Origin of the sequence: Streptomyces sp. GD-15H, from assembly GCF_045291515.1 — a bacterium.
Classification (GTDB): Bacteria; Actinomycetota; Actinomycetes; order Streptomycetales; family Streptomycetaceae; genus Streptomyces.
The window spans coordinates 5,431,639-5,452,894 of the sequence record NZ_CP149447.1 but is presented as its reverse complement, the minus strand read 5'-3'; the positions used below and the strand labels follow the sequence as shown (position 1 = coordinate 5,452,894).

Genomic DNA, 21,256 nt, shown 5'->3' with positions numbered 1-21,256 from the left:
GGGGCCACGAGCGGCCGGGGGCTACGAGACCGCCTGCCCCGCCGCGTCTGCCCGCCCCGCCCGCTCCGCGTACATCTTCGCGATCACCGCCTCGATGTCCGGCTCCCGCACCGACAGGTCGACCAGCGGATACTCCGCCGCGATCCGCGCCACCAGCGGAGCCGCCGACTCCGCCGCCGGGAACGCCAGCCACTGCCTCGGCCCCTCCACCCGCACCACCCGCGCGGGCGCCGGCGCGTCGATCGGGGGCAACTCCCGCTCCAGGTCCACCACCAGCGTCCGCTCGCTCTCCCCCGCCTGGTGCAGCCCGGTGAGCGGGCCGTCGTACATCAGCCGGCCGTGGTCGATGACCATCACCCGCGAGCACAACTGCTCGATGTCCTGCAGGTCGTGCGTGGTCAGCAGCACCGTCGTGGCCCGCTCGGCGTTCAACTCCCGCAGGAACTCCCGCACCCTGGCCTTGGAGACGACGTCCAGACCGATGGTCGGCTCGTCCAGGTACAGCACCTCCGGGTCGTGCAGCAGCGCCGCCGCGATGTCACCGCGCATCCGCTGCCCGAGGGACAGTTGACGTACCGGTGTGTCCAACAGGTCACGCAGGTCCAGCAGTTCGACCAGCCGCTCCAGGTTCGCGCGGTGCCGCGCGTCGGGAATCCGGTACATGCGGTGCATCAACCGGTACGAGTCGATCAGCGGCAGGTCCCACCACAGCGTCGTCCGCTGCCCGAACACCACCCCGATACGGTGCGCCAGCCGTACCCGCTCCCGGGTGGGATCGACACCGGCCACCCGCAGCCGGCCGCCGCTCGGGGTGAGAATCCCCGTCAGCATCTTGATCGTGGTCGACTTGCCCGCGCCGTTCGGCCCGATGTAGCCGACCATCTCACCGCGCGCCACGGCGAACGAGAGCGAGTCCACGGCCCGCACCTGCCGCCGCTCCCGCTTCAGGAACCCGGTCTTCTTCCGTACGTCGAAGACCTTCTCGACCCGGTCGAGAAGGATGAACCCGCCCTCGTCCTCGCCCCTGCCCTCGCCCTCGCGCCGACCGCCGTCACCGTCGTTGTCCACCGGCTAACTCCCTGTACTCCGATACGAACGAAGCCCCGCCCGCCACGCCACCCCCGCCAGCGCACAGCACGCCGCCGCCACCACCGGCGACACGAACGCCGCCCACTCCGGCAGTCCGAGCGGATACGGCCGCCCCAACACGTAGGACGCGGGGACCCAGTTGACGAAGGCGAGCGGCAGCACGAAGGTCACCCCGCGCACCAGTTCCTGCGCGAACACCGTCGGCGGATACTGCAGCAGCGTCTGCCCGCCGTAGGTGAACGCGTTCTGCACCTCGGACGCGTCCTGCGCCACGAACTGGAACGCCGCGCCCGCCACGAACACCGCGCAGAAGATCGCCGCCCCGCTGACCACCGTCACCGGCATCAGCAGCAGCTTCAGCGGCGTCCAGTGAACGTCCAAGGAGACGAGGGCCCAGCAGAGGACGATCAGCCCCTGCAGCAGGCGGGCGACGCGGCGCAGCGCGAAACGGTCCGCGGCGACCTGGGCGAGCACCGGCACCGGCCGCACCAGCAGCGTGTCGAGCGTGCCGTCCCGCACCCGGCGCCCCAGCCGGTCCATCGAACCCAGCACCAGGTCCGCGATCCCGAAGGACAGCATGGACAGGCCGTACAGGAACGCCACCTCGGCCAGGACATAACCGGCCAGCACGTCGACGTGCGAGAACATCAGCGCGATACCGACGAAGTCCAGCCCGGTCACCACCAGACCCCCGACGGTCGTCAGTACGAACGACGCCCGGTACGCCATGGTCGACCGGATCCACATCCCCGCGATCAGCCCGTACGCGCGCACCCCCCGCACCGGCCCGCTGCCACCCGACCCGCCCGGCCCGTCCTCGGTCAGGAAACCACGCCCACGCGGCCCGCCGCCGTCAGCCACCCTGGACCACCACCCGCCGCGTCGCCGCCGACTGCACCAGCCGTCCCGTCGCCAGCAGCGCCACCGCCCACCCGCCCTGGAGCGCGAAGACCCGCAACGCGCTCGTCTCGCCCATCAGGACGTCGGCCGGCCCCTGGAGGAGCGCCGCCCACGGCAGCACCCGTACGACCTCCCCGAACAGCCCGGGAAAGACGTTCAGCGGCAGCACCATGCCCGAGCAGAGCAGCCCCAGGATCATCAGCATCTGCATCACGCCCGTGCCGTCCAGCAGCCAGAACGTGCTCAGCGCCACCAGATACCGGATCGCGAAACTGACCACCATCGCGAGCAGCACCGTCAGCAGGAACACGCACCAGGTCAGCGGGTCACCGGGCAGCGCCACCGGGAAGACCAGCACCCCGAACAGGAAGGGGATCACGCCCCGCCCCAGCAGCTGGAACCCGGACCGGCCCAGATCGTGCGCCAGCCACCACCACTGGAGATCGGCCGGCCGGTACAGATCGATCGCGATCTCACCCGTACGGATCCGCTCCATCAGTTCGATCTCGAACCCGCCGCCCTGAACGGCCAGCGTCGCGTACAGCGCCTGCCCCAGCCACACGTACGTGACCGCCTGCGCCTGCCCGTACCCCCCGAGGTCCGGCCGCTCGTTCCACAGCGCCAGATACGTGTACACGAGGATCAGCCCGAAGGCGGTGTTGGTGAACACCCCGGCCACCGTCGCCGCCCGGTACGTTGCGTACCGCCGAAAGGCCCCGGCCACGACCGCCAGGTACAACCGACCCGAGCCCCCACCTGGGCGTACACCGGTACCCCCGCCCGCGCCCACCCCCACCCCCTCGGCCGCGTCCACGCCTCCGGCTTCGCCCACCACCGCCTCCCGGCCTCTCCACGTCCGACACCCGAAGCGCTGGATCCTACTGTCGGCGGCTGACGCCCTGCCAGGCATTTTCCGGCGGCCCCGCGGAGCGGCGACCCCGTGCACCGGAACTCGCGGCCCCGCGGCCGTACCCCGTACCTCGAGGGCCATACGTGTGAGAAGCCGCATGCGCGGCCGAGACGCGCCGTGAGCGGGGAACTGAGCACCGGATGCGACAGTCTTCTATAAGGGGAACACACGACGCGAATGTGAACTCATCACGCGTACCGCAAGGAACACGGCGAAACAGGAGTCCGTACTCGACATGAGCGACGAGCCGCAGCCACAGCAGCACGGCCAGGGCTGGGCACCGCGGGAGCCGCGGGCTGCCGACGCCCCACAGCGCGGAACCGGGAGCGGAACCGGAGGCAAGCGTGTGCGCACCGGATGGCGCCGGTTCGTCCCCACCTGGCGGATGGTGCTCGGCGGCTTCCTCGTCGGCGCCCTGCTGCTCGTCGGCGGATTCTTCCTCGGCTACAGCCTGGTGCACATCCCGTCCGCCAACGCCCTCGCCCTCAAACAGGCCAACCTCTACCTGTACGCCGACGGCTCCGTCCTCGCCCGCGACGGCGAGGTCAACCGGGAGAGCGTCAGCCTCGACCGGATCTCCAAGGAAGCCCAGCACGCCGTCCTCGCCGCCGAGGACCGCGACTTCTACACCGAGTCCGCCGTCGACCCCCAGGCGATGCTCCGCGCCGCGTGGAACACCGCCACCGGCAAGGGCAAGCAGTCCGGCTCGACCATCACCCAGCAGTACGTGAAGAACTACTACCTGCGCCAGGAGCAGACCGTCACCCGCAAGGTGAAGGAGTTCTTCATCGCCATCAAGCTGGACCGCGAGCAGAGCAAGGACGAGATCCTCGAGGGCTACCTCAACACCAGCTACTTCGGGCGCAACGCCTACGGCATCCAGGCCGCCGCCCAGGCCTACTACGGCACGGACGCGCAGGACCTCGACGCCCCCCGCGCCGCCTACCTCGCCGCCCTCGTCAACGCCCCCAGCCAGTACGACGTCATCTCCCACCCGGAGAACCGGCCCGCCGTCGAGTCCCGCTGGAACTACGTCCTGGACGGAATGGTCGAGAAGGGCTGGCTGAGCGAGGCGGAACGCACCGGCCTGAAGTTCCCCCAGCCGAAGGAGACCACCACCTCCACCGGCATGTCCGGCCAGCGCGGCTACATCGTGCGCACCGTGAAGGACCACCTGATCCAGAACGAGATCCTCGCCGAGGAGGAACTCGACGCCGGCGGCCACCGCATCACCACCACCCTCCACAAGGACAAGCAGGACGCCTTCGTCGACGCCGTCAACGACAACCTGATGGACCGGCTCGACCCGGAGAACCGCGAGGTCGACACCTACGTCCGCGCGGGCGGCGCCGCCGTCGACCCCCGGTCCGGCAAGGTCGTGGCGATGTACAACGGCATCGACTACGTCAAGCAGTACACCCCCAACGCCACCCGCAGGGACTACCAGGTCGGCTCCATCTTCAAGCCGTTCGTACTCGCCTCCGCCGTCGAGAACGGGTCCACCACCCAGGACGGCCAGCCCATCACCCCGAACACCGTCTACGACGGCACCAACAAACGCCCCGTCCAGGGCTGGTCCGGCGGCCACTACAACCCCGCGAACGAGGACGACCGCTCCTACGGCCACATCACCGTCCGCGAAGCCACCGACAAGTCCGTCAACGCCGTCTACGCCCAGATGGCGGTCGACGTCGGCGCCGACAAGGTCCAGCAGACCGCCATCGACCTCGGCCTCCCCTCCACCACCCCCGAACTGACCCCCTCCCCCTCCATCGCCCTCGGGGTGGCCACCGCCAGCGCCCTGGACATGGCCGAGGCGTACGCGACCCTCGCCAACCACGGCAAGCACGGCGCCTACACGATGATCGAGAAAATCACCAAGGACGGGCAGGAGACGGTGCCGCTGCCCGAGCGGAAGACCCACCAGGCCGTGAGCCGCGAAGCCGCCGACACCACAACCGCCGTCCTGCGCGGCGTCGTCCAGAACGGCACCGCCACCGCCGCCCAGGCCGCCGGCCGCCCCGCCGCCGGCAAGACCGGCACCGCGGAGGAGGACAGGGCCGCCTGGTTCGCCGGCTACACACCCGAACTGGCCACCGTCGTCTCCGTCATGGGCCAGGACCCCGTCACCGCCGCGCAGAAGGAGCTGTACGGCGCCATGGGTCTGCCGCGCATCAACGGCGGCGGCCCTCCGGCCGAGATCTGGGCCCAGTTCACCCGGGAGGCACTGGAGGGCGAACCCGTCAGCGACTTCGACCTCCGGCTCCAGAGCGGCGCCGAACGGACCGCGCCGCCCACCGCGAGCACCGGCACCGACCCGTCCGCGAGCGCCCCGGACGACGACGCGTCCGGTACGCCCGGCACGGACGAGAGCCCGAACCGGAGTCCGGGCCAGGACGAGGACGGCACCGAAGGCGGGACCCAGGGCCGGACCGACGAAGGCACCACCGGCGACACCACGACCGGCGGCGGCACCACGACCGGCGGTGACATCACGGGCGTCACCGACGGCGGCACCACGGGCGACAGGGACAGCGGCGGCCCCGATGGGACGAACGGGGCGGACGGGCCCGGCGCGGACACCGGCAGAGGCGGCCAGGGCGGCCTCACCGGCTTCATCCAGCAGAGCACCCGCAGACAGTGACCGACCCGGACCACCACCCCGCGACGCCCCCGCCCGCCCCCGCGCGCGACGCCGGACTCAGGGCTCAGTGCCCCGAGGTCACCTTCAGCCCCACCACGGCGACCACCAGGAGCGAGACGAAGAAGATCCGGGCGGCGGTCACCGGCTCCCCCAGCACCACCATGCCCAGCACCGCCGCCCCGGCCGCACCGATCCCCACCCACACGCCGTACGCCGTACCGATCGGCAGCGTCTTCGCCGCGTACGACAGCAGCACCATGCTCGCGACGATGCCCGCGCCGGTGAGCACACTCGGCACGAGACGGGTGAAACCCTCGGTGTACTTCATACCGATCGCCCAGCCGACCTCGAGCAGACCGGCGACCACAAGCAGAACCCACGCCATGACAGGCACCTCCGGGACACGACGGGAAACGGGGGTGCGTCGTCTTTGCCTTCACCCGGTACGGCGCGTCTCGTCGGGACCCGGCGGATCTCACCACCAGGCCCCTCCACTCTAGCCAAAAATACGAAAAAGGGCTGGTGACCATGGTCACCAGCCCCTTCTCAGCTCAGATTCACAGGTACAACCCCGTCGAGTCCTCCGAACCCTCGAACCGGTCCGCGGCCACGGCGTGCAGATCACGCTCCCGCATCAACACGTAAGCGGTGCCCCGCACCTCGACCTCCGCGCGGTCCTCCGGATCGAACAGCACCCGGTCACCCGCCTCCACCGTCCGCACGTTCTGCCCCACCGCGACGACCTCGGCCCACGCCAGCCGGCGGCCGACCGCCGCCGTCGCGGGAATCAGGATGCCGCCCCCGGAACGCCGCTCGCCCTCGCTCGCGTCCTGCCGCACGAGTACACGGTCGTGCAGCATCCGGATGGGCAGCTTGTCGTGCCGGGGGTCGTGCTCGTTTCTCTTGGCGCTCACGTCTGCAACCTACCTGCCTTCACCACGGACGTACGCCGTCGGGTCGGGATCAGTGCCTGCGCCGACGCGTGCCCAGGGTCAGCAGCCCCACGACACCCACCGCCAGGAGCGCGACCGGCACCACCCGCTCCAGCCGCGGCGCACCGTCCTCGTCCACGAACTGCGCCTTGACGTCGCTCACCACACGATTGGCACCGACGTACGCCCTGCCGAGCGTGTGATCGACGCGGGAGGCGACCCTGGCCTTCGCGTCCCCGACGATCGTCTTCGGATGGACCCGCACACCGATCTCGTCGAGGGTCTCGGCCAGCACCGTGCGACGGCGGCTGATGTCCGCCTCGATCTGCGCCGGGGTCCTGGTGTCCGCCGTGTCCGCCACCGTGTCGCCTCCGAAATCCGCTGAAACCTGCGCCTGTGCCGGACAGTCTGTCAGCTTCAGACCTCGCCGCACCGTCAGGGCACCCGGTTACCCTCGATCCCGGCACCTGACCCACCCAGCGCGTACGTACGAGGAGAACCAGACCGATGAGCGAACGCCTCCAGCCCTCCGACGTGGCCCCGGCCTTCACCCTGCCCGACGCCGACGGCAACGAGGTGTCCCTGGCCGACCACAAGGGCCGCAAGGTCATCGTCTACTTCTACCCCGCCGCGCTCACCCCCGGCTGCACCAAGCAGGCCTGCGACTTCACCGACAACCTGGAACTGCTGGCCGGCGCGGGCTACGACGTCATCGGCATCTCGCCCGACAAGCCGGAGAAGCTCGCCAAGTTCCGCGACAAGGAGTCCCTGAAGGTCACCCTCCTCGCCGACCCGGACAAGCAGGTCCTGGAGGCGTACGGCGCCTACGGCGAGAAGAAGCTCTACGGCAAGACCGTCGTCGGCGTCATCCGCTCCACGATCGTCGTCGACGAGGAGGGCAAGGTCGAACGCGCCCTCTACAACGTCAAGGCAACGGGCCACGTCGCCAAGATCATCAAGGACCTGGGCGTCTGACGCACAGCGCCCGCGAACGGCCCATACCGGATCGCCGGTACGGGCCGTTCCGCATTCCGGACGTGACCGTCCGATCAGCGGTTCGTTACTCCGTACGAGACCACGAACGAGTGGCCGGGAACGGAGGGGATCCGATGGGGGCCAGCGCGTACACCAAGGAGCGGCTGGAGGAGGCGGCTCGGGGGCGCGGACGTTGTCGGAGGCGTTGGCGCGGTTGGGGGTGGATCCGAGGAGTTCGACTCGACGGTACGTGCTGGGGCGGATGAAGAAGCTCGGGGTCGACACGTCGCACTTCCAGCGTGAGGGGGTGAAGTGGACCCGGGAGGTCCTCCAGGAGGCAGTCTCGGCCTCGACGAACATGTGCGAGGTGTTGCGGCGTCTCGGATTGGAGGTGGTCGGTGGGCACCACACGCACATCAGCCGCCGGATCAAGGCGTACGGCATCGCCATCTCGCACTTCCAGATGCCGATCCGGAGGGGCAGACCCTGGCGCCCACGGACGCCGGAGGGCCTGCTCGTCGAGCAGCCACCAGCCACCCGCCCATGCCCGGCGCATCCCGAGCGACCGGATCAAGTGGGCGATGACCACCCTGGGCGTACCGGAGCGGTGCGCCCTCTGCGGTACCGGAAGCGTCTGGCGGGGACGCCCACTCCCGTTGGAGGTCGACCACGTGGACGGCGACTGGCGAGACAACCGCATCGAGAACCTGCGGATCCTCTGCCCCAACTGCCACTCGACAACGGACAATTACCGGGGACGCGGCAAGGGACGTGCGAGCTGATGAGCAGTGGCGTGCGGTACACCCGTGATCGACTGGCAGAGGCTGCCGCGCAGTGCTCCAACCTCGATGAGGTGATCACCTTCTTCGGCATCCAGCCGTACGGCCATCTCCGCAGATACCTCACGAAGCGGTTTGCTCACTTCGGGATCGACGTCTCGCATTTCAGCCCTCCCGACGGGCTTCCCCGGCCCACCGCCGAAGAGCTGCGTACGGCAGTCGCCGAATCCGTTTCGATCGCTGCGGTACTTCGTCGGCTGGGGCGTCCTGACAGCGGTACGCAGCGCGCCCTCCTGCGTCAGTGGGTCGCTGAGGAGAACGTCTCGATGGCGCACCTCCTGGGACAGGCCCATCTGCGCGGCAAGCCCGGTGCGACCCCACTCAGGCGGCCTGAGGACATCCTGGTCAAGCACGAGGGCAAACGTCGGACGAAGACCGTGTCGGCGTGCCCGATGAGTGCGCCGAGTGCGGTACGGGCCCCGAGTGGCTCGGCAAGCCGATGACTCTGGAAATCGATCACGTCAACGGTGACTGGCGGGACGACCGGCGCGAGAATCTGCGGTTGCTGTGCCCGAACTGCCATGCGGTCACCAGCACGTGGTGCCGTGGTGGCCGACGACGTTCCCCTCAAGCGAGCGCCAAGTGACAGGTAGCATGGCCCGGCATGCGGCCGTGTTGGAATGGCAGACAAGCGGCGCTTAGAACGCCGTGGGCGAAAGCCCGTGTGGGTTCGAATCCCACCGGCCGCACACACACAGAGGGGCCGCTCCGGAAGGATGGCCCCTCTGCCGTTGCTCAGTCCAACAGTTCCCGCACCACCGGCACCAAGGCTCGGAAGGCCTTGCCCCGGTGGCTGAGGGCGTTCTTCTCGGCGGGGGTCAGCTCCGCGCACGTCCTGGTGTCGCCCTCCGGCTGGAGGATCGGGTCGTAGCCGAAGCCGTTCGTGCCGGCGGGGGTGTGGCGCAGGGTGCCCCTCAGTTGGCCCTCGACCACCTTCTCCGTGCCGTCGGGGAGGGCCAGGGCAGCGGCGCAGGCGAAGTGGGCGCCGCGGTGGCCGTCGGGGATGTCGGAGAGCTGGGCGAGGAGCAGGTCGAGGTTGGCCTTGTCGTCGCCGTGCCGGCCGGCCCAGCGGGCGGAGAAGATGCCGGGGGCGCCGTTCAGGACGTCGACGCAGAGGCCGGAGTCGTCGGCGACGGCGGGGTGGCCGGTGGCCTGGGCGAGGGCGTGGGCCTTGAGGAGGGCGTTCTCGGCGAAGGTGGTTCCGGTTTCCTTGACGTCGGGGACGTCGGGGTAGGCGTCGGCGCCGACGAGGTCGTGGGGCAGTCCGGCGTCGGCGAGGATCGACCGGAGTTCGGTGATCTTTCCGGCGTTGCGGGTGGCGAGGATCAGGCGGGTCATGGGTCCAGTATTCCGGGCCCGTTCCACCGGCCTCACCCCGCCGGCTCCCACCCCGCCGCCGGCTCCTCACCGTGTCCTACGGCGTGCAGACCTTCGTCAGTTCGCCGGCCGCGTCGGTGACGGGGCTGACGTCGGGGGTCTTGTCGCCGTTCTCGATGGAGGTGCGGACGTTGGCGGTGGCCTGCTCGAGGTCGTCGACGGCCTTGCCGACGTCGGCGTTGTCGGTCTTGTCGCTTATCTCGCCGAGGTTCTGTTCGATGGAGTCGAGGGACTCCTCGAGCTGGGTGACGTCGTCGGAGGCGTTCTCGACGGCCTGCTGGAGTTCGGTGACGCTGTCGGCGATGGCGTCGGCGGTCCGGACACAGTCGAGTGCCTTGTCGACGGCGCCGCAGCCGGTGGTGAGTCCGGCGGTCAGTGCGACGGCCGCCAGTGTGGCGGCGACGGCTGTGGTGCGGCGTCGGTGGCTCGCGGACATGGAACGGTCCCTCCCTCGTCGGGCCGGGCGGCCCTTGTCGCTGGCCGGGCGCCCGGGTTCGGTCCGTGCGTCCGTATTCCTTCAGACGCGGGGGTGGCCGGCGCGGTTGCCCGCGCCGGCCACGTTCCCTTGGTACGTCTTTTACCTTTCCAGAACGCTATCAAGTACGGTCTGCTGCACGGTGGTCAGGTCCGCGCAGCCGGTGACGGCGAGGTCGAGGAGCGCGTTGAGTTCGGTGCGGTCGAAGGGCTGGGCCTCGGCGGTGCCCTGGACCTCGACGAAGCGGCCGTCGCCGGTGCAGATGACGTTCATGTCGGTGTCGGCGCGTACGTCTTCCTCGTAGCAGAGGTCGAGGAGCGGGACGCCGTCGACGATGCCGACGGAGACGGCGCTGACGGTGCCGGTGAGGGGCTGTCGGCTGGCCCGGATGAGCTTGTTGTTCCTGGACCAGTTGATGGCGTCGGCGAGGGCGACGTAGGCGCCGGTGATGGCGGCGGTGCGGGTTCCGCCGTCGGCCTGGAGGACGTCGCAGTCCAGGACGATGGTGTTCTCGCCGAGTTGCTTGTAGTCGATGACGGCGCGCAGGGACCGGCCGATGAGGCGGCTGATCTCGTGGGTGCGGCCGCCGATGCGGCCCCGGACGGATTCGCGGTCGCCGCGCGTGTTGGTGGCGCGGGGCAGCATCGAGTACTCGGCGGTGACCCAGCCCTCGCCGCTGCCCTTGCGCCAGCGGGGGACGCCTTCGGTGACGGAGGCGGTGCAGAGGACTTTGGTGTCGCCGAAGGAGACGAGGACGGAGCCTTCGGCGTGCTTGCTCCAGCCGCGTTCGATGGTGACCGGGCGGAGTTGGTCGGGGGTGCGGCCGTCGATTCGAGACATGGCGTCGAGCCTAGTCCCATAAAGGGAGGGCCCCTTCCGGGGTGGCGTGCTCGCCATTGCCTGGAAGGGGTCCTCGAGAACCGGGGTTCGCCGGTTTCCGGGTTCGCCGGGTCTCACATCATGTCTTCGATCTCGGCCGCGATGGGGTCGGCGTCGGTGCCGATGACGACCTGGATGGCGCTGCCCATCTTGACGACGCCGTGGGCGCCGGCGGACTTCAGCGCGGCGTCGTCGACCTTGGCGGGGTCGACGACTTCGGTGCGGAGGCGGGTGATGCAGCCTTCGATCTCTTCGATGTTCTCGATACCGCCGAGTCCGGCAACGATCTTCTCAGCCTTGGTGGCCATGTTCGCTCTCCCTGATCCGAACCGCTTTGTCGCAGTAACCCACAGTTGGCCCATCTTCGTGAGCGGTCGTGCCGTCTGTGTCGAAGGATGGTGTCATGACGGCGGGACCGTCCCCAACTGGTCTACACCACCGGGGGGACCGTCGCCAAACCCCTTAAGGTGGAGTCGGTCGTTCGAGCCCTCGGACCATGTGGGTCCGGGGGCCTTTCGGTGCGCCTCAGGGACGGTGAGGACGGGGCCGCGGGGCGGACACTGCGGGTAGTGCTCCGGTTGCGGAATTCACGGGTTCCTTATGCGGCCTTCATCGTGCTACAACAGGTCTACACCACTGAGTGGTGTAGACCACCACCGATGGAGGAAGTATGAGCACCGCCACCGCATCGGCGGCTCCCGCGAAGAAGCGGGGATCCGGCCTGTTCCAGGGCCTGCAGAAGGTGGGGCGCAGTCTCCAGCTCCCGATCGCCGTGCTGCCGGCGGCGGGCATCCTGCTGCGGCTCGGCCAGCCCGACGTGTTCGGTGCCGACGGTCTCGGCTGGGACAAGGTCGCGGCCGTGTTCGCCACTGCCGGTGGCGCGATCTTCGACAACCTGCCGCTGCTGTTCTGCATCGGTGTGGCCATCGGCTTCGCCAAGAAGGCCGACGGTTCCACGGCGCTCGCCGCCCTGGTCGGCTTCCTGGTCTACAGCAACGTCCTGAAGGCGTTCCCCGTCACCGAGGCGAAGGTGCAGGCCGGCGAGGACATAGCCGCGACCTACAACAACCCCGGTGTGCTCGGCGGCATCCTGATGGGTCTGCTGGCGGCGGTGCTCTGGCAGCGCTACCACCGCAAGAAGCTGGTGGACTGGCTCGGCTTCTTCAACGGCCGCCGTCTCGTCCCGATCGTCATGGCGTTCGTCGGCACCGCGATGGGCGTCTTCTTCGGCCTGGTCTGGGAGCCGATCGGTGACGGCATCTCGGCCGTCGGTGAGTGGATCACCGGCCTCGGCGCCGTCGGCGCGGGCCTGTTCGGCCTGATCAACCGCGCGCTGATCCCGATCGGCATGCACCAGTTCGTCAACACCGTCTCCTGGTTCCAGATCGGCGACTTCACCAACGCCGCCGGCGAGGTCGTGCACGGCGACCTGAACCGCTTCTTCGCCGGGGACCCGGACGCCGGGATGTTCATGTCGGGCTTCTTCCCGATCATGATGTTCGGTCTGCCGGCCGCCGCGATCGCCATCGCGCACGCCGCCCGCCCGGAGCGCCGCAAGGCCGTGATGGGCATGATGGTCTCCCTCGCCCTGACGTCCTTCGTGACGGGCGTCACCGAGCCGATCGAGTTCGCGTTCATGTTCATCGCCCCGGCGCTGTACGTGATCCACGCGGTGCTCACCGCCCTGTCCATGGCGATCACCTGGGCGCTCGGGGTGCATGCGGGCTTCACCTTCTCGGCGGGCGTCATCGACTACGGGCTCAACTGGAACCTGGCGACCAAGCCATGGCTGATCATCCCGATCGGTCTGGTGTTCGCGGCGATCTACTACGTGGTCTTCCGCTTCGCGATCGTCAAGTTCAACCTGCCGACCCCGGGCCGTGAGCCCGAGGAGGAGGTCGAGGACACCACGAAGGCGTGAGTGGTCCTCGTCGTCCCCGTACGACAGCGTGACCGAGGCCCCGGAGCCGTCATCCCTGACGGCTCCGGGGCCGCGGTCGTGTGCGTCCGCGGGGCCGGCCCGGTGCGGCGGGGTACGGGTCAGATCACGTACGTCGCGCCGGGCGCCGCCAGTTCCACCGGTCCGTCGTAGACGGCGCGGGCGTCGGCGAGGTTGACCTGGGGGTCGGTCCACGGGGCGATGTGGGTGAGGACCAGCCGGCGGGCGCGGGCGCGGGCCGCCGACTCACCCGCCTCGCGGCCGGTGAGGTGCAGGTCGGGAATGTTCTCCTTGCCGTGGGTGAAGGCGGCCTCGCACAGGAACAGGTCTGTGTCGTGGGCGAGTTCGTCGAGCGCCGGGCACACTCCGGTGTCGCCGGAGTACGTCAGCGACTTCCCTCCGTGCTCGATACGGATGGCGTACGCCTCCACCGGGTGCGCGACGCGTTCGGTGTGCACGACGAACGGGCCGAGCTCGAAGGTGGACGGCTTGACCGTGTGGAAGTCGAAGACCTCGCTCATGGAGGAGGCCGAGGGGGTGTCGGCGTAGGCGGTGGTCAGCCGGTGCTCCGTACCCTCGGGTCCGAAGACCGGGAGCGGGTCGCAGGGGCCTCCGTGCCGGTAGTAGCGCGCCACGAAGTACGCGCACATGTCGATGCAGTGGTCGGCGTGCAGATGGCTGAGGAAGATCGCGTCCAGGTCGTAGAGACCGCAGTGGCGCTGCAGCTCGCCGAGGGCGCCGTTGCCCATGTCGAGAAGCAGCCGGAAGCCGTCGGCCTCGACGAGGTAGCTCGAACAGGCCGATTCCGTGGACGGGAACGACCCCGAGCAGCCGACGACGGTGAGCTTCATGAAGCAGAAACCTCCGCTGGCGGGGTAATGAAAACGGGGGTCGTGCGGTGCGTCGAGCGTAAGGCGCAAAGCCTTTGGTCGCTCCTCCGCCAGGGGCGGTTGTGGGCGAACTCACCTGTGCTGTCACCGGTTCGGATGGCCGCGGGTCGCGCGAGGTGTGGGAGAGAGCGCACGCTCCCGGTTCACGCCGGTACCGTCGGGGTCATGAACACGTCGTGGTGGCTCGCACTCGTCGCGGTGGTACTGCTCGCGCTGGTCGCCGCGCTCGTCGACGGATGGGGCCGGGGACACCGGCCCCGCTCCGAACGCCGGACCGGCGCACGCCGGGCGCGGGCCTCGACGGTGACCGCGGCGGCGGCCACCGCGACGGCGGACACGGGCGCGGACACGGGCGGCGGGCCGCGGCCCGCGGAGATCTGGTGGGCCGAGGTGCCCTACGAGGACGAGCCGGCGGCGGGAGCCGGGTCGTCGAAGGACCGGCCGTGTCTGGTGCTGGCGGTGCGCGGGGAACGGGCGACCGTCGCGAAGATCACGACACGCTTCCGGGAGGGGCGGGACGGGGTGGTCCCGCTGCCCTCGGGGTCCGTGGGGGATGCCCGGGGGCGGGCGAGCTTCCTGGAGACGGACGAGTTGCGCGTGGTGCCGGTGCGGGGGTTCCGGCGCCGGGTGGGGGTCGTCGACCGGGCGCTGTGGGAGCGGGTACGGCATCTGGCCCGGTGACCTCGTGGCGGCGATCCTCCGAGAGCACGGAGAACACCGAGAAACGCCGTAACCGCCGTAAACGCCGAAGGGGCCGGAGTGGATCTCCGGCCCCTTCGTACTGCCCTCACGGGGGTCACGCCCAGAGCTGGCCCTGGAGCGTGTCGATGGCTTCCTCCGTCGTGGCGGCGGTGTAGACGCCGGTCGAGAGGTACTTCCAGCCGCCGTCGGCGACGACGAAGGCGATGTCGGCGGATTCCCCCGCCTTGAGCGCCTTGTTCGCGACGCCGATGGCGGCGTGCAGGGCGGCGCCGGTGGAGACGCCGGCGAAGATGCCTTCCTGCTGGAGGAGTTCACGGGTACGGATGACCGCGTCGGCGGAGCCGACCGAGAAGCGGGTGGTGAGGACGGAGGCGTCGTACAGCTCGGGGACGAAGCCCTCGTCGAGGTTGCGCAGTCCGTAGACCAGGTCGTCGTAGCGTGGTTCGGCGGCGACGATCTTCACGTCCGGCTTGTGCTCGCGCAGGTAGCGGCCGACGCCCATCAGGGTGCCGGTGGTGCCGAGGCCGGCCACGAAGTGGGTGATCGAGGGGAGGTCGGCGAGGATCTCCGGGCCGGTGGTCGCGTAGTGGGCGCCGGCGTTGTCGGAGTTGCCGTACTGGTAGAGCATCACCCAGTCCGGGTGTTCGGCGGAGATCTCCTTGGCCACCCGTACGGCGGTGTTGGAGCCGCCCGCGGCCGGGGAGGAGATGATCTCCGCGCCCCACATGGCGAGGAGTTCCCGGCGCTCCTGGGAGGTGTTCTCGGGCATCACGCACACCATGCGGTAGCCCTTGAGTTTGGCGGCCATCGCCAGGGAGATGCCGGTGTTGCCGGACGTCGGCTCCAGGATGGTGCAGCCGGGGGTGAGCCGGCCGTCCTTCTCCGCCTGCTCGATCATGAACAGGGCCGGGCGGTCCTTGATCGAGCCGGTCGGGTTGCGGTCCTCGAGCTTCGCCCAGATACGGACGTCGGCGGACGGCGACAGCCGCGGCAGGCCCACCAGAGGGGTGTCGCCCACCGCGGCCAGCGACGAGTCGTAGCGCATCCGGATCAGGCCGTACCGCCGGCCACGGCCGGCAGGATCGTGATGTTGTCGCCGTCGGACAGCTTGGTGTTGATGCCGTCCAGGAAGCGGACGTCCTCGTCGTTGAGGTACACGTTGACGAAGCGGCGGAGCTGGTCGCCGTTGGTGTCGTCGACGAGGCGGGCCCTGATGCCCGGGTGCCGGGTCTCGAGGTCGGCGAAGAGGTCGGTGAGGGTCTCTCCGGTGCCCTCCACCGCCTTCTGACCGTCGGTGTACTGGCGGAGGATGGTCGGGATACGGACCTCGATGGCCATGGCAGAGGGCTCCTGTCGGTATGTCGTCTGGTCGGTGGGCGCGGCGGCGCGGGAGGTGCGTGGGCGTGCCTACGCGGTGGGGTCGCCGGGGCTCACGGGCCGTGCGGCGGGAAGCTCGGTGTCAACAGATGGCGCTGGCGAGTCTGCACAGGTCGACGTGCAGCCGCGCCACGAGCAGCTTGCCCGGCGTCTTGTCGCTCACGTCGTGGAGAACCATGGGCTCATCGTATCGATTCCCGAGGACGGGATCCGAGTACCGTCTCACACTACGGATGATTGACGACCGGTATGTGGGAAGGCGCAGATCGGGGCGTCAGTACGCCTCGACGATCTTGACTTCTTCCTCGGTGACTTCGCCGTCCACGATGCGGAACGAGCGGAACTGGAACTCGCCGAGGCCGTCGAGGTCGGCGGTGGAGACCAGGACGTAGTGGGCACCGGGCTCACTGGCGAGGTCGATGTCGGTGCGGGAGGGGTGGGCCTCGGTCGCGGTGTGCGAGTGGTAGACGATCACCGGTTCCTCGTCGTTGTCGTCCATCTCGCGGTACAGCTTGAGCAGGTCCTTCGAGTCGAACTCGTAGAACGTGGGCGAGCGGGCCGCGTTCAGCATGGGGATGAAGCGCTCGGGGCGGCCGGAGCCCACGGGGCCCGCCACCACACCGCACGCCTCGTCGGGGTGGTCCTTGTGCGCGTGGGCGACGATCTGGTCGTACAGGGCCTGGGTAATGGTCAGCATGAGGCTCAGGATAAGCAGACGGGCCGTCCCGTACCGAGGGGTGGTACGGGACGGCCCGGATGCCGGACGCGGAGGACGTCGGGCGCGGGGCGCAGGATGCCCGTGCTAGCCGCCGATCTTCTCGAACTCCGGCTTGCGGCGTTCGGTGACCCGCGGGTTGCGCTTCTTGAGGACCGCCCAGCCGGTCCCCAGAGCGAGCGACCAGCCCGCCATCACGTAGAGGGAGATCCTGGCGTCCGCGTCGATCGCGATGAGGACGGTGACGAAGAGCAGGAACGCGATGGCGATGTAGGAGCACACCGAGCCGCCGGGCGCCGGGAAGGAGGAGGCGGGCAGTCGGCCCGCGACCACCTGGCGGCGGTAGAGGACGTGGCTGATCAGGATCATCAGCCAGGTCCAGATGGCGGCCCCGGTGGCGATGGAGGTGACATAGCCGAAGGCCTTCTCCGGGACGACGTAGTTCAGGACCACGCCGATGCCCATGAACACCACCGAGGTGGCGATGCCGAGCGCGGGTGTCTTGGTGGAGGACAGCCGCCGGTAGATCCGCGGGGCCTCGCCGTTGTCCGCGAGGGTGCGCAGCATGCGGCCCGTGGAGTACATGCCGGAGTTGCAGGAGGAGAGGGCGGCGGTCAGGACGACGAAGTTGACGATGCCGGCGCCGGCCGGGATGCCAATCTTGGCGAAGGCCGCCACGAAGGGGCTCACGTCCGGCGCGAACTCGGTCCATTTGACCACGCACAGGATGACGGTGAGGGCACCGACGTAGAACAGGGCGATGCGCAGGGGCAGGGTGTTGATCGCCTTGGGGAGGGTCTTCTCCGGGTTCTTGGACTCGCCGGCGGTGACGCCGACGAGTTCGACGGCGAGGTAGGCGAACATGACGCCCTGGAGGGTCATCAGGGACGATCCGATGCCCTTGGGGAAGAAGCCGTCGAAGGCCCAGAGGTTCGACACGGCGGCGGTGTCCCCGGCGGCGCTGAAGCCGAAGGTGAGCACGCCGAGCCCGATCACGATCATGCCGATGATGGCGGTGACCTTGACCATCGAGAACCAGAACTCGATCTCGCCGAACAGCTTCACCGAGATGAGGTTGGCCCCGAAGAGGATGATCAGGAAGACCAGGGCGGTGACCCACTGCGGGATCTGCGGGAACCAGTAGTGGATGTAGATCGCGGCGGCCGTGAGTTCGGCCATGCCGGTGACGATCCACATCAGCCAGTACGTCCAGCCGGTGAAGTAGCCGAAGAACGGGCCGAGGAATTCCCGGGAGTACTCGGCGAAGGAGCCCGAGACGGGGCGGTAGAGCAGGAGTTCGCCGAGCGCCCGCATGATGAAGAAGATGATCACGCCGGCGAGGGCGTACATGACGATCAGGCTGGGTCCGGCCTTGGCGATGTTCGCTCCGGCTCCCAGGAAGAGACCGACGCCGATGGCGCCGCCGATCGCGATCATCTGGACTTGACGGCTGTTGAGTCCGCGCTCATACCCCTCGCCGGATACGGACTCCGTGTCGACCTGCGGTGAGGCCATGTGTCATGCGCCTTTCTCCATGCCGATCCGGGCCGCTGGTGGGCCCCGGATCGAGTCTCGATCCCCCCGGACTGATGGAGCTGAGCGTGTCTGCTCGTGCCTGGCCGGCGGTTGCCGACTCGGTGGCGCACCCGGCGAACGTGTGGGTGGTGTTCGCCGGGTGGTCGTGCAGATTTATCACGGCCGCAACACTGATCAGCAGCGATTTGTGGCGCACGCCACAGGAAGAAGCGGGCGAACATCGCCCTAAAAGCGCATAGGCGGCGGAGGCTTTGACAGGATCGTCACTCGGACTTGAGTGTCCTCTGAGCGAACACGTCAGTGGACTTTTCCGGACATCCAGGCCGGATGTCCGGCATCGGCGGCGCCGCGGCGGGCGCCGCGTGGCCCTGCGGCGTGCGCGGCGCGCCCTATGGCATGAGGGTCGATACCAGGGTTTCCTGGAGGCCGCCGAGCCACAGGTACGCCATCACCATGGGCTTGCGCGGGTCCTCGTCCGGGAGGCGGAAGAGGAGGTCGGCGTCGTCCTCGTCGTCGATCTCCAGCCGGGAGCCGATCGCCAGGCGCAGGTCGTTCAGCGCGCCGAGCCACTGCCGGGAGTCCTCGGCCGAGAGCTGCAGCACCGCTCCGCCCTCACCGGCCGCGGCGAGCTCGTCCAGGGAGCGGATCACCGCGAGGGCGTTGTCGCGCTTGCCGGCCCGCAGGTCGTTCTCGGTGAAGCGGCGGAACTCCGCGGAGTGCGCCCGCTGTTCCTCGGTGTCCTCGAGGGAGGCGGGCTCCTCGGGGTCGCCGTAGGCGTCCGGGAAGAGCCGGCGCAGCACCGGGTCGGCGGGCGGCTCGCTCGGGCCCTCGGCGAAGAGTCCGGCGAGCGGGTCGCCGGAGGCGTCCTCGGCCGGGCCGGGGCCGATGAGCTCCATGAGCTGCACGGCCAGGGAGCGGATGATGGAGATCTCGACGTCGTCGAGGGCGACGGCCGCGCCGCCGCCGGGGAGCGGTTCGAAGTGTCCTGGCATGGAGGCGATTCGCTACTTCCGGTCACACGGGCGGGGTCGGGTCATGTCCGGCGGGTCACCGATCCGGTCCCGGCTGGTCGTTTCCGGTCTCGGCGGGGTCACTTCCGGTCCTGCTGGAGGGTGGCCCACAGACCGTAGCCGTGCATGGCCTGGACGTCGCGTTCCATTTCCTCGCGCGTGCCGCTGGAGACGACGGCCCGGCCCTTGTGGTGGACGTCGAGCATGAGCTTGGTGGCCTTGTCCTTGGAGTAGCCGAAGTACGTCTGGAAAACGTACGTCACATAGCTCATGAGGTTGACCGGGTCGTTGTGGACGATGGTGATCCAGGGGACGTCGGGCTCGGGTACGGCGAAGACCTCTTCCGCCGACTCGGTGCGTTCGATCTCCAGGGGTGCGGGTGACGTCACACAACCCATGCTGCCACCGGAAGGCGCCAGGAGCACAAACCGGCCCGCACGGGCCGGAATACGTCCCGGTTTCACCCGGGTTTCCTCCGGGTGCGGTCCCGGGGTCGGCCGTCGGGCCGGCCTCGGCAGGCCCGCGATGCGGATGGAAATCGTCAGAGTGACGAAATGGGGGTAGCATCCGTCGTATGAACACAGCGGACCTTGGGCTACCGAAAGAAGAAGGGCGCGAAGCGCTTCCTCGGAAGGGTGGTGGTGGGCGACAAGAAGAAGGGCGCGAAGCGCTTCCTCGGAAGGGTGGCGGTGGGCGACGGGTGGGCGTTCCGTCGACGGCGCTCTTCACCGACCACTACGAGCTGACGATGCTGCAGGCGGCCCTGAGCGGTGGCACCGCCGACCGGCGCAGCGTGTTCGAGGTCTTCACCCGGCGGCTGCCGGACGGCCGTCGCTACGGCGTGGTGGCCGGCACCGGGCGGGTCCTCGACGCGGTGGAGAACTTCCGTTTCGAGGAGCCCGTCCTCGACTTCCTGCGCGAGAAGAACGTCGTCGACGAGCGGACCCTCGACTGGCTGGCCGACTACCGTTTCTCCGGTGACGTCTGGGGCTACCCGGAGGGCGAGGTCTACTTCCCGGGCTCGCCGATCATGCGGGTCGAGGGCGGCTTCGCGGAGTGCGTGCTGCTGGAGACCGTGATCCTGTCGATCCTCAACCACGACTCGGCGATCGCCGCGGCGGCCTCTCGGATGGCCTCCGCCGCCGGGGACCGGCCGCTGATCGAGATGGGCGCCCGGCGCACCCACGAGCTGGCCGCGGTGGCCGCCTCCCGGGCCGCCTACGTCGGCGGCTTCACCTCCACCTCCGACCTGGCGGCCGGGTTCCGCTACGACATCCCGACCGTGGGCACCTCCGCCCACGCCTTCACCCTGGTGCACGACAGCGAGCGGGACGCCTTCCGCGCACAGGTGGACTCCCTCGGCGCCGGTACGACGCTCCTGGTGGACACCTACGACGTGGCCGAGGCGGTCCGTACGGCCGTCGAGATCGCCGGTCCGCAGCTGGGCTCGGTCCGGATCGACTCCGGCGACCTGCTGCTGGTGGCGCACCGGGTGCGGCAGCAGCTGGACGAGCTGGGCGCCACCGACACGAAGATCACCGTGACCTCGGACCTCGACGAGTACGCCATCGCCTCGCTGGCCGCCGCCCCGGTGGACGCGTACGGCGTCGGCACCCAGCTGGTGACCGGCTCCGGGCACCCGACGGCCTCCATGGTCTACAAGCTGGTCGCCCGCGCCGAGTCCGCCGATCCGAAGGCGCCACTGGTGCCGGTGGCGAAGAAGTCCTCCGGCGGCAAGACCTCCGTCGGCGGCCGCAAGTGGGCCGCTCGGCGGCTGGACGAGGACGGTGTCGCCGAGGCCGAGGTGGTCGGCACCGGGCAGGTGCCCGACGCGCTGGCCGACCGGCAGCTGTTGGTGGAGCTGATCAAGGGCGGGGAGGTGACCGCGACCGCGCGCGAGCCGCTGGACGTGCTCCGCGAGCGGCACCGGGCGGCCCGCGCCGGCCTGCCGCTCTCCGCGACCCAGCTCTCCCGTGGGGAACCCGTCATTCCGACGGAGTACACGCACGGAGGCTCGGGTAGCTGAAGCTGCGTGTCCCGCTGTACGCACCGTACTCGCCGCACGCA

General features: G+C 69.5%; 23 protein-coding genes, 1 tRNA gene, 2 pseudogenes and 1 riboswitch. Of the genes and pseudogenes, 8 read left to right on the top strand and 18 right to left on the bottom strand.

The window, feature by feature from the left end:
* Window positions 1-21: 21 nt before the first annotated feature.
* The 3 genes from WJ438_RS25830 to WJ438_RS25820 all read right to left on the bottom strand — a co-directional run bounded on the left by WJ438_RS25830 (window position 22) and on the right by WJ438_RS25820 (window position 2,728).
* Window positions 22-1,002: an ATP-binding cassette domain-containing protein gene (locus WJ438_RS25830; RefSeq protein WP_406729809.1), complete on the bottom strand. Its 981-nt coding sequence runs from the start codon at window positions 1,000-1,002 to the stop codon at window positions 22-24.
* 69 nt (window positions 1,003-1,071) lie between these two features.
* Window positions 1,072-1,950, bottom strand: a complete 879-nt coding sequence (locus WJ438_RS25825) for an ABC transporter permease (RefSeq protein ID WP_406727350.1) — start codon at window positions 1,948-1,950, stop codon at window positions 1,072-1,074.
* Window positions 1,943-2,728: an ABC transporter permease gene (locus WJ438_RS25820; RefSeq protein WP_406729808.1), complete on the bottom strand. Its 786-nt coding sequence runs from the start codon at window positions 2,726-2,728 to the stop codon at window positions 1,943-1,945. The genes WJ438_RS25825 and WJ438_RS25820 overlap by 8 nt, the downstream gene beginning before the upstream one ends.
* 406 nt (window positions 2,729-3,134) lie before the next feature.
* Here WJ438_RS25820 and WJ438_RS25815 point away from each other — a divergent pair, with 406 nt between their 5' ends.
* On the top strand, window positions 3,135-5,543 hold the full coding sequence (locus WJ438_RS25815) for a transglycosylase domain-containing protein (protein ID WP_406727349.1): 2,409 nt from the start codon (window positions 3,135-3,137) through the stop codon (window positions 5,541-5,543).
* Between the two features lie 64 nt (window positions 5,544-5,607).
* On the opposite strand, the gene sugE is transcribed toward WJ438_RS25815, so the two are convergent.
* The 3 genes from sugE to WJ438_RS25800 form a co-directional block, all read right to left on the bottom strand.
* Complete coding sequence (gene sugE, locus WJ438_RS25810) at window positions 5,608-5,928, bottom strand: quaternary ammonium compound efflux SMR transporter SugE (RefSeq protein WP_202277634.1); 321 nt, start codon at window positions 5,926-5,928, stop codon at window positions 5,608-5,610.
* Window positions 5,929-5,961: 33 nt separating this feature from the next.
* Window positions 5,962-6,029, bottom strand: a riboswitch (guanidine-III (ykkC-III) riboswitch).
* 71 nt (window positions 6,030-6,100) lie between these two features.
* Window positions 6,101-6,457, bottom strand: a complete 357-nt coding sequence (locus tag WJ438_RS25805; protein ID WP_406727348.1) for a GroES family chaperonin — start codon at window positions 6,455-6,457, stop codon at window positions 6,101-6,103.
* Window positions 6,458-6,506: 49 nt separating this feature from the next.
* Entirely contained in the window at window positions 6,507-6,836 is a 330-nt protein-coding gene (locus WJ438_RS25800; protein ID WP_406727347.1) for a DUF3618 domain-containing protein, read from the bottom strand.
* Between the two features lie 146 nt (window positions 6,837-6,982).
* Between WJ438_RS25800 and bcp the strand changes: the two genes are divergently transcribed.
* The 4 genes and pseudogenes from bcp to WJ438_RS25780 all read left to right on the top strand — a co-directional run bounded on the left by bcp (window position 6,983) and on the right by WJ438_RS25780 (window position 8,978).
* Window positions 6,983-7,450, top strand: a complete 468-nt coding sequence (gene bcp / locus WJ438_RS25795) for a thioredoxin-dependent thiol peroxidase (RefSeq protein ID WP_406727346.1) — start codon at window positions 6,983-6,985, stop codon at window positions 7,448-7,450.
* Window positions 7,451-7,584: 134 nt separating this feature from the next.
* A pseudogene (locus WJ438_RS25790) lies at window positions 7,585-8,232 on the top strand (HNH endonuclease signature motif containing protein).
* Window positions 8,232-8,875, top strand: a pseudogene (locus tag WJ438_RS25785) (HNH endonuclease). Before WJ438_RS25790 ends, WJ438_RS25785 begins: the two co-directional pseudogenes overlap by 1 nt.
* A gap of 20 nt (window positions 8,876-8,895) precedes the next feature.
* Window positions 8,896-8,978 (top strand) — tRNA-Leu (locus tag WJ438_RS25780).
* Between the two features lie 46 nt (window positions 8,979-9,024).
* Here WJ438_RS25780 and rdgB read toward each other — a convergent pair.
* The 4 genes from rdgB to WJ438_RS25760 all read right to left on the bottom strand — a co-directional run bounded on the left by rdgB (window position 9,025) and on the right by WJ438_RS25760 (window position 11,328).
* Window positions 9,025-9,627, bottom strand: a complete 603-nt coding sequence (rdgB, locus tag WJ438_RS25775) for an RdgB/HAM1 family non-canonical purine NTP pyrophosphatase (protein ID WP_406727345.1) — start codon at window positions 9,625-9,627, stop codon at window positions 9,025-9,027.
* Window positions 9,628-9,703: 76 nt separating this feature from the next.
* Window positions 9,704-10,102, bottom strand: a complete 399-nt coding sequence (locus WJ438_RS25770) for a hypothetical protein (RefSeq protein ID WP_406727344.1) — start codon at window positions 10,100-10,102, stop codon at window positions 9,704-9,706.
* A gap of 141 nt (window positions 10,103-10,243) precedes the next feature.
* Window positions 10,244-10,981, bottom strand: a complete 738-nt coding sequence (gene rph, locus WJ438_RS25765) for a ribonuclease PH (RefSeq protein ID WP_406727343.1) — start codon at window positions 10,979-10,981, stop codon at window positions 10,244-10,246.
* A 113-nt stretch (window positions 10,982-11,094) separates the two neighbouring features.
* Window positions 11,095-11,328, bottom strand: a complete 234-nt coding sequence (locus WJ438_RS25760) for a PTS glucose/sucrose transporter subunit IIB (RefSeq protein ID WP_361448986.1) — start codon at window positions 11,326-11,328, stop codon at window positions 11,095-11,097.
* A 362-nt stretch (window positions 11,329-11,690) separates the two neighbouring features.
* Here WJ438_RS25760 and WJ438_RS25755 point away from each other — a divergent pair, with 362 nt between their 5' ends.
* On the top strand, window positions 11,691-12,941 hold the full coding sequence (locus tag WJ438_RS25755; RefSeq protein WP_406727342.1) for a PTS transporter subunit EIIC: 1,251 nt from the start codon (window positions 11,691-11,693) through the stop codon (window positions 12,939-12,941).
* Between the two features lie 119 nt (window positions 12,942-13,060).
* On the opposite strand, the gene WJ438_RS25750 is transcribed toward WJ438_RS25755, so the two are convergent.
* The gene (locus WJ438_RS25750) at window positions 13,061-13,810 is read right to left on the bottom strand and encodes an MBL fold metallo-hydrolase (protein ID WP_406727341.1); all 750 of its coding nucleotides are present in this window, start codon (window positions 13,808-13,810) and stop codon (window positions 13,061-13,063) included.
* 204 nt (window positions 13,811-14,014) lie between these two features.
* Here WJ438_RS25750 and WJ438_RS25745 point away from each other — a divergent pair, with 204 nt between their 5' ends.
* Window positions 14,015-14,530: a type II toxin-antitoxin system PemK/MazF family toxin gene (locus WJ438_RS25745; protein WP_406727340.1), complete on the top strand. Its 516-nt coding sequence runs from the start codon at window positions 14,015-14,017 to the stop codon at window positions 14,528-14,530.
* Between the two features lie 115 nt (window positions 14,531-14,645).
* On the opposite strand, the gene WJ438_RS25740 is transcribed toward WJ438_RS25745, so the two are convergent.
* The 7 genes from WJ438_RS25740 to clpS form a co-directional block, all read right to left on the bottom strand.
* A complete protein-coding gene (locus tag WJ438_RS25740) occupies window positions 14,646-15,596 on the bottom strand; it encodes a PLP-dependent cysteine synthase family protein (RefSeq protein ID WP_406727339.1) in 951 nt (316 codons plus the stop codon).
* A 5-nt stretch (window positions 15,597-15,601) separates the two neighbouring features.
* The gene (locus WJ438_RS25735) at window positions 15,602-15,889 is read right to left on the bottom strand and encodes a MoaD/ThiS family protein (protein ID WP_406727338.1); all 288 of its coding nucleotides are present in this window, start codon (window positions 15,887-15,889) and stop codon (window positions 15,602-15,604) included.
* A gap of 121 nt (window positions 15,890-16,010) precedes the next feature.
* Window positions 16,011-16,106 carry a putative leader peptide gene (locus tag WJ438_RS25730; protein WP_323056066.1) on the bottom strand — a complete coding sequence of 32 codons (96 nt, stop codon included), beginning with the start codon at window positions 16,104-16,106 and terminating at the stop codon, window positions 16,011-16,013.
* A gap of 96 nt (window positions 16,107-16,202) precedes the next feature.
* The gene (locus tag WJ438_RS25725; RefSeq protein WP_406727337.1) at window positions 16,203-16,625 is read right to left on the bottom strand and encodes a Mov34/MPN/PAD-1 family protein; all 423 of its coding nucleotides are present in this window, start codon (window positions 16,623-16,625) and stop codon (window positions 16,203-16,205) included.
* Window positions 16,626-16,730: 105 nt separating this feature from the next.
* Window positions 16,731-18,158 (bottom strand): amino acid permease, encoded by a 1,428-nt coding sequence (locus tag WJ438_RS25720; RefSeq protein WP_406727336.1) that lies wholly within the window; start codon window positions 18,156-18,158, stop codon window positions 16,731-16,733.
* 410 nt (window positions 18,159-18,568) lie between these two features.
* Window positions 18,569-19,171 (bottom strand): DUF2017 domain-containing protein, encoded by a 603-nt coding sequence (locus tag WJ438_RS25715; RefSeq protein ID WP_406727335.1) that lies wholly within the window; start codon window positions 19,169-19,171, stop codon window positions 18,569-18,571.
* Window positions 19,172-19,269: 98 nt separating this feature from the next.
* On the bottom strand, window positions 19,270-19,587 hold the full coding sequence (clpS, locus tag WJ438_RS25710; RefSeq protein ID WP_406727334.1) for an ATP-dependent Clp protease adapter ClpS: 318 nt from the start codon (window positions 19,585-19,587) through the stop codon (window positions 19,270-19,272).
* 176 nt (window positions 19,588-19,763) lie between these two features.
* Here clpS and WJ438_RS25705 point away from each other — a divergent pair, with 176 nt between their 5' ends.
* Window positions 19,764-21,215 carry a nicotinate phosphoribosyltransferase gene (locus tag WJ438_RS25705; protein ID WP_406727333.1) on the top strand — a complete coding sequence of 484 codons (1,452 nt, stop codon included), beginning with the start codon at window positions 19,764-19,766 and terminating at the stop codon, window positions 21,213-21,215.
* Window positions 21,216-21,256 lie beyond the last annotated feature (41 nt).

Coding starts and splice junctions, on each gene's coding strand:
- clpS (WP_406727334.1), bottom strand. CDS start 19,587: ATGGGTTGTGTGACGTCACCCGCACCCCTGGAGATCGAACGCACCGAG.
- WJ438_RS25705 (WP_406727333.1), top strand. CDS start 19,764: ATGAACACAGCGGACCTTGGGCTACCGAAAGAAGAAGGGCGCGAAGCG.
- bcp (WP_406727346.1), top strand. CDS start 6,983: ATGAGCGAACGCCTCCAGCCCTCCGACGTGGCCCCGGCCTTCACCCTG.
- WJ438_RS25725 (WP_406727337.1), bottom strand. CDS start 16,625: ATGCTGACCATTACCCAGGCCCTGTACGACCAGATCGTCGCCCACGCG.
- rdgB (WP_406727345.1), bottom strand. CDS start 9,627: ATGACCCGCCTGATCCTCGCCACCCGCAACGCCGGAAAGATCACCGAA.
- WJ438_RS25740 (WP_406727339.1), bottom strand. CDS start 15,596: ATGCGCTACGACTCGTCGCTGGCCGCGGTGGGCGACACCCCTCTGGTG.
- WJ438_RS25750 (WP_406727341.1), bottom strand. CDS start 13,810: ATGAAGCTCACCGTCGTCGGCTGCTCGGGGTCGTTCCCGTCCACGGAA.
- WJ438_RS25745 (WP_406727340.1), top strand. CDS start 14,015: ATGAACACGTCGTGGTGGCTCGCACTCGTCGCGGTGGTACTGCTCGCG.
- sugE (WP_202277634.1), bottom strand. CDS start 5,928: ATGGCGTGGGTTCTGCTTGTGGTCGCCGGTCTGCTCGAGGTCGGCTGG.
- WJ438_RS25770 (WP_406727344.1), bottom strand. CDS start 10,102: ATGTCCGCGAGCCACCGACGCCGCACCACAGCCGTCGCCGCCACACTG.
- rph (WP_406727343.1), bottom strand. CDS start 10,981: ATGTCTCGAATCGACGGCCGCACCCCCGACCAACTCCGCCCGGTCACC.
- WJ438_RS25735 (WP_406727338.1), bottom strand. CDS start 15,889: ATGGCCATCGAGGTCCGTATCCCGACCATCCTCCGCCAGTACACCGAC.
- WJ438_RS25760 (WP_361448986.1), bottom strand. CDS start 11,328: ATGGCCACCAAGGCTGAGAAGATCGTTGCCGGACTCGGCGGTATCGAG.
- WJ438_RS25755 (WP_406727342.1), top strand. CDS start 11,691: ATGAGCACCGCCACCGCATCGGCGGCTCCCGCGAAGAAGCGGGGATCC.
- WJ438_RS25715 (WP_406727335.1), bottom strand. CDS start 19,171: ATGCCAGGACACTTCGAACCGCTCCCCGGCGGCGGCGCGGCCGTCGCC.
- WJ438_RS25720 (WP_406727336.1), bottom strand. CDS start 18,158: ATGGCCTCACCGCAGGTCGACACGGAGTCCGTATCCGGCGAGGGGTAT.
- WJ438_RS25730 (WP_323056066.1), bottom strand. CDS start 16,106: ATGGTTCTCCACGACGTGAGCGACAAGACGCCGGGCAAGCTGCTCGTG.
- WJ438_RS25815 (WP_406727349.1), top strand. CDS start 3,135: ATGAGCGACGAGCCGCAGCCACAGCAGCACGGCCAGGGCTGGGCACCG.